Below are 318 nucleotides of genomic sequence, written 5' to 3' on the forward strand. Positions count from 1 at the left end.
GGGTGGTCACGCCGTAGCGACCGATGAGACCCAGGATGTCGGCCGGATCGTAGCGGTCAAAGTCGTAGGTAAGAACCGCGGCCTCCATGAGCCACTGCCCGAAGAACTTGACACACACGGCCTTGCCCCAACCGGTGTCGGCGATGGTAAAGTGCAGGCCGTCTGGGCGCACGTTGTGCCAGTGCTTCGCCGTGATGAGATGGGCCAGGGCATAGCCGGAATTGTGCAGCACCATCTTGGGATTGCCCGAGGTGCCGATGGAGAAATACATGAGCATGGGATCGGCCGACGCCGTTTCGCGGCGTTCAAAGTCGGCGC

At 61.9% G+C, this 318-nt stretch carries 1 pseudogene; it reads right to left on the reverse strand.

The features are described from left to right. Positions 1 to 318 (reverse strand): annotated as a pseudogene (locus PZH32_RS12290) (AMP-binding protein); the annotation flags it as partial.

Origin of the sequence: Adlercreutzia equolifaciens (genome assembly GCF_029076695.1) — a bacterium.
Classification (GTDB): domain Bacteria; phylum Actinomycetota; class Coriobacteriia; order Coriobacteriales; family Eggerthellaceae; genus Adlercreutzia; species Adlercreutzia equolifaciens_A.